The organism is Agromyces binzhouensis (assembly GCF_004135055.1).
GTDB classification, from domain to species: Bacteria; Actinomycetota; Actinomycetes; order Actinomycetales; family Microbacteriaceae; genus Agromyces; species Agromyces binzhouensis.
The window spans coordinates 1-4,410 of sequence record NZ_SDPL01000260.1 but is presented as its reverse complement, the minus strand read 5'-3'; the positions used below and the strand labels follow the sequence as shown (position 1 = coordinate 4,410).

4 protein-coding genes are annotated in these 4,410 nt (G+C 72.9%); all 4 read right to left on the bottom strand.

The window, feature by feature from the left end; translation table 11 throughout:
* Positions 1-1,002 (bottom strand): GTP-binding protein (locus ESO86_RS12075; RefSeq protein WP_129235253.1); only part of this gene is annotated, 1,002 nt, incomplete at its 3' end.
* A complete protein-coding gene (cysD, locus tag ESO86_RS12070) occupies positions 1,002-1,946 on the bottom strand; it encodes a sulfate adenylyltransferase subunit CysD (RefSeq protein ID WP_422836491.1) in 945 nt (314 codons plus the stop codon). The genes ESO86_RS12075 and cysD, both read right to left, overlap by 1 nt.
* Positions 1,943-2,698 (bottom strand): phosphoadenylyl-sulfate reductase, encoded by a 756-nt coding sequence (locus tag ESO86_RS12065; protein ID WP_129235251.1) that lies wholly within the window; start codon positions 2,696-2,698, stop codon positions 1,943-1,945. Before ESO86_RS12065 ends, cysD begins: the two co-directional genes overlap by 4 nt.
* A partial coding sequence (locus ESO86_RS12060; protein ID WP_242492342.1) for a nitrite/sulfite reductase occupies positions 2,695-4,410 on the bottom strand: 1,716 nt, incomplete at its 5' end. The genes ESO86_RS12060 and ESO86_RS12065, both read right to left, overlap by 4 nt.

Below are 4,410 nucleotides of genomic sequence, written 5' to 3'. Positions count from 1 at the left end.
GGCGTCGACCGGGTCGGCGAGCTCGAGCGCGACCGAGAGCGGGGCGGATGCCTCGGCGAGCGACTCGGGCCCGCGGCGGATGCCCGTGACGGTCGTGCGCACGCCGGCGGGGAACACCTCGACCGGGTCGCCGACCCGCACCGTGCCCGATTCGATGCGCCCGGCGAACGCGCGGTGGTCGCGGAACGCGTCGGCCGCGGCATCCGTCAGCTCGGGCGAGAGGCCGCCCTGCGGGCGGATCACGAGCTGGACGGGCAGGCGGAGCGCCTCGAGGTCGGTCTCGAGCTCGTCGATGGTCGAGAGCTCCTCGAGCAGTTCGAGCAGGCTCGGCCCGTCGTACCAGGGCGTGTGCGCCGACCGCTCGACGACGTTGTCGCCCGCGAGGGCCGACACCGGGATGACGTGCGCATCGGACAGGCCGAGGTCGTGCGCGAGGTCGGCGACGTCGGCGGCGACCGAGTCGAACGCGGCGCGGTCGTAGCCGACCAGGTCGATCTTGTTGACGGCGACGACGACGTGCGGCACGCGGAGCAGCTGGACGACCGCGAGGTGGCGGCGGGTCTGCTCGAGCACGCCGTTGCGCACGTCGACGAGGACGACGACGGCGTCGGCGGTGGCGGAGCCGGTGACCATGTTGCGGGTGTACTGCACGTGGCCGGGGCAGTCGGCCAGGATGAACGACCGGCGGCCGGTCGTGAAGTAGCGGTAGGCGACGTCGATCGTGATGCCCTGCTCGCGCTCGGCGCGCAGGCCGTCGGTGAGGAGGGCGAAGTCGATCGCACCCGGCTCGCCGCCGAAGCCACGTTCGGCGGACGTGCGCGTGACCGACTCGAGCTGGTCGGCGAGGATCGCCTTCGAGTCGTGCAGCAGGCGACCGACGAGCGTCGACTTGCCGTCGTCGACCGACCCGGCGGTCGCGAACCGGAACAGCGACCCGGTCGCCGGAGCGGCCGCGCCGCCGGTCGTCGCGGTGCCGGTCGTCGTGGGCGTCGTCGTGCTCATCAGAAGTACCCGTCCTTCTTCCGGTCCTCCATGGCCGCCTCGGAGAGGCGGTCGTCGGCGCGGGTCGCGCCGCGCTCGGTGAGGGTGGATGCCGCGACCTCGCGCACGATGTCCGACACCGTCGCGGCCTCCGAGACGATCGCGCCCGTGCAGCTCAGGTCGCCCACGGTGCGGTAGCGGACGGTGCGCCGCTCGACCGTCTCGCCCGCGCGGGGAGCGGAGACGTCGCTCACCGCGAGCCACATGCCGTCGCGCGCATAGACCTCGCGCTCGTGGGCGAAGTAGAGCGGCGGGAGGGCGATGCCCTCGCGCTCGATGTACCGCCACACGTCGAGCTCGGTCCAGTTCGAGATCGGGAACGCGCGCACGTGCTGCCCGACCGTGTGCCGGCCGTTGTAGAGCGTCCAGAGTTCCGGCCGCTGGTTGCGCGGGTCCCACTGCCCGAACTCGTCCCGCAGCGAGATGATGCGCTCCTTGGCGCGGGCCTTGTCCTCGTCGCGTCGCGCGCCGCCGAACACCGCGTCGTGCCGTCCGGCGGCGATGGCGTCGAGCAGCGGCTGTGTCTGCAGGGGATTGCGCGTGCCGTCGGCGCGCTCCTGCAGGCGACCGTCGTCGAGGTAGTCCTGCACCGACGCGACCTCGAGGCGGATGCCGAGGCGCGCGACCGTCTCGTCGCGGAACCGCAGCACCTCGGGGAAGTTGTGGCCGGTGTCGACGTGCAGCACGGGGAACGGCACCTTCGCGGGCCAGAACGCCTTGGTCGCCAGGTGGAGCACCACCACGGAGTCCTTGCCCCCGGAGAACAGCAGCACGGGTCGCTCGAACTCGGCGACGACCTCGCGGATCACGTGGATGGCCTCGGCCTCCAGCGCGTCGAGCGCGTCGAGGGACGAGGTGCGTGCGACGGATGCCGCGGCATCCGTCGTGGTCAGGTTCTCGCTCACAGGTGCAACCCGCATTCCGTCTTGGCGAGGCCGGCCCAGCGGCCGGACCTCGGGTCCTCGCCCGCGGCGACGGGCTTCGTGCACGGCTCGCAGCCGATCGAGGGGTAGCCGTGCGACATGAGGAGGTTCACGGGCACCCGGTGCTCTCCCGCGTAGTCGAGGAGGTCGTCGAAGCTCCATGCCGCGACGGGATTGACCTTCACGAGGCCATTCCGTTCGTCGTACGTCACGAGCGGGGTGCGGGTCCGCGTCGGCGCCTCGTCGCGGCGCACGCCCGTGAACCAGACCTCGTAGCCGCCGAGCGCGCGCTGCAGCGGCTCGACCTTGCGGCGCGCGCAGCACAGGGCGGGGTCGCGCGCGAACAGCTCCGCGCCGAACTCCGCGTCCTGCTCGGCGACGGTCTGCTCGGGCAGCACGTCGACCACGCGCACGTCGAGCTGCCGGGCGACCTCGTCACGGGTGACGCGCGTTTCGGTGAAGTGGTACCCGGTGTCGAGGAACAGGACGTCGACGCCCGGCAGCTGCTGCGCCACCAGGTGCGGCAGAGCGGCGTCGGCCATCGAGCAGGCGACCGCCGCGGCATCCGTCTCGAAGTTCGCGGCGACCCAGGCGACGACCTCGGCGGCGGATGCCTCGTGGCCGGTCAGGCTGCCGAGCTCGGCGTCGCCCGCGGCGGCGAGCGCGTGCAGCTCGTCGGCCGGACGGCGACCCGTGGTCGGGGCGGGCTCGAGCCCGAGGTTCCGCGCGCTCATCGCAGCGCCTCCTCGTCGGCGCGGTGCGCCCACTGCGCGAAGGTCTCGTCGGCGTCCGCGTCGCGTTCCTCGAGGAAGCGGGTGACCACGCGGGCGACGTAGTCGGCGATGCCGTCGGCCGTGACCTTCAGGCCGCGCACGGTGCGGCCGAGGCCGGCCTCGTCGCGGTCCTGCGAGGCGAGTCCGCCGCCGAGGTGCACCTGGTACCCCGGCACCTGCTCGCCGTCGATCGTGACGAGCTGGCCCTTCAGCCCGATGTCGGCGGTCTGGATGCGCGCGCACGAGTTGGGGCATCCGTTGACGTGCAGGCTGATGGGGTGCGGCAGGTCGAACGCGTCGAGGCGCTCCTCGAGCTCGAGCACGGCGGCCGTGGCGAACGCCTTGGTCTCGACGATCGCGAGCTTGCAGAACTCGATGCCGGTGCACGCGATCGTGCCGCGGCGGATGAGGCTCGGCCGAGCCTGCAGCCCGAGCTCGTCGAGGCCCGCGACGAGCGATTCGACGCGCTCCTCGGGGATGTCGAGGATGACGACCTTCTGGTGCGGCGTGGTGCGCAGCCTCGTCGACCCGTGCGACTCGACGAGGTCGGCCAGCGCGGTGAGCGTCGGGCCGGAGACGCGCCCGACGATGGGCGTCGCGCCGATGTAGAACCGGCCGTCCTTCTGGCGGTGCACGCCGACGTGGTCGCCGGTGGTCAGCGGGGTCGGCGCCGCCGGACCGTCGGGCAGCGGGTGCCCGAGGTACTCGGACTCGAGCACCTCGCGGAACCGGTCGACGCCCCAGTCGGCGAGCAGGAACTTCAGGCGCGCCTTGTTGCGCAGCCGGCGGTAGCCGTAGTCGCGGAAGACCTGCGCGACGCCGTGCCAGGCCTCGGCCACCCGGTCGGGCGCCACGAACACGCCGAGCCGCTCCGCCAGCCGAGGCGCCGTCGACAGCCCGCCGCCGACCCAGAGGTCGTACCCGACGCCGAGCTCGGGGTGCTCGACCGCGACGAACGCGACGTCGTTGATCTCGTGCACGACGTCCTGGCTCGGGTGGCCGGTGATCGCCGACTTGAACTTGCGCGGCAGGTTCGCGAGCGACTCGTCGCCGATGAACCGGCTCGTGATCTCGTCGCTCTGCGGGGTCGGGTCGATGAGCTCGTCGGCGGCGATGCCGGCGACGGGCGAGCCGAGGACGACGCGCGGAACGTCGCCGCACGCCTCGGTCGTGCCGAGGCCGACCGCCTCGAGGCGGCGCCAGATCTCGGGTACGTCCTCGACGCGGATCCAGTGGAGCTGGATGTTCTGCCGGTCGGTGAGGTCGGCGGTGCCGCGACCGAACTCGGTCGAGATGCCGCCGATGACCCGGAGCTGCTCGGTGGTCAGCTGCCCGCCGTCGATGCGGACGCGGAGCATGAAGTACTCGTCCTCGAGCTCGTGCGGTTCGAGCGTGGCGGTGCGGCCGCCGTCGATGCCGGGCTTGCGCTGCGTGTACAGGCCCCACCACCGGAACCGGCCGTGGAGGTCGGTCGGGTCGATCGAGGCGAAGCCGCCGTCGGCGTAGATCCGCTCGATGCGCTCGCGCACCGCGAGGCCGCCGTCCTCCTGCTTCCACTCCTCGTTGGCGTTGAGCGGCGCCGTCCCGTCGACCTTCCACTGCCCGTTCGGGCGGGTCGACGGGCGCGGCGGGCGGACGCCGCGTGCCGGGCGGTCGGCGCTCGCGGGGCGCTC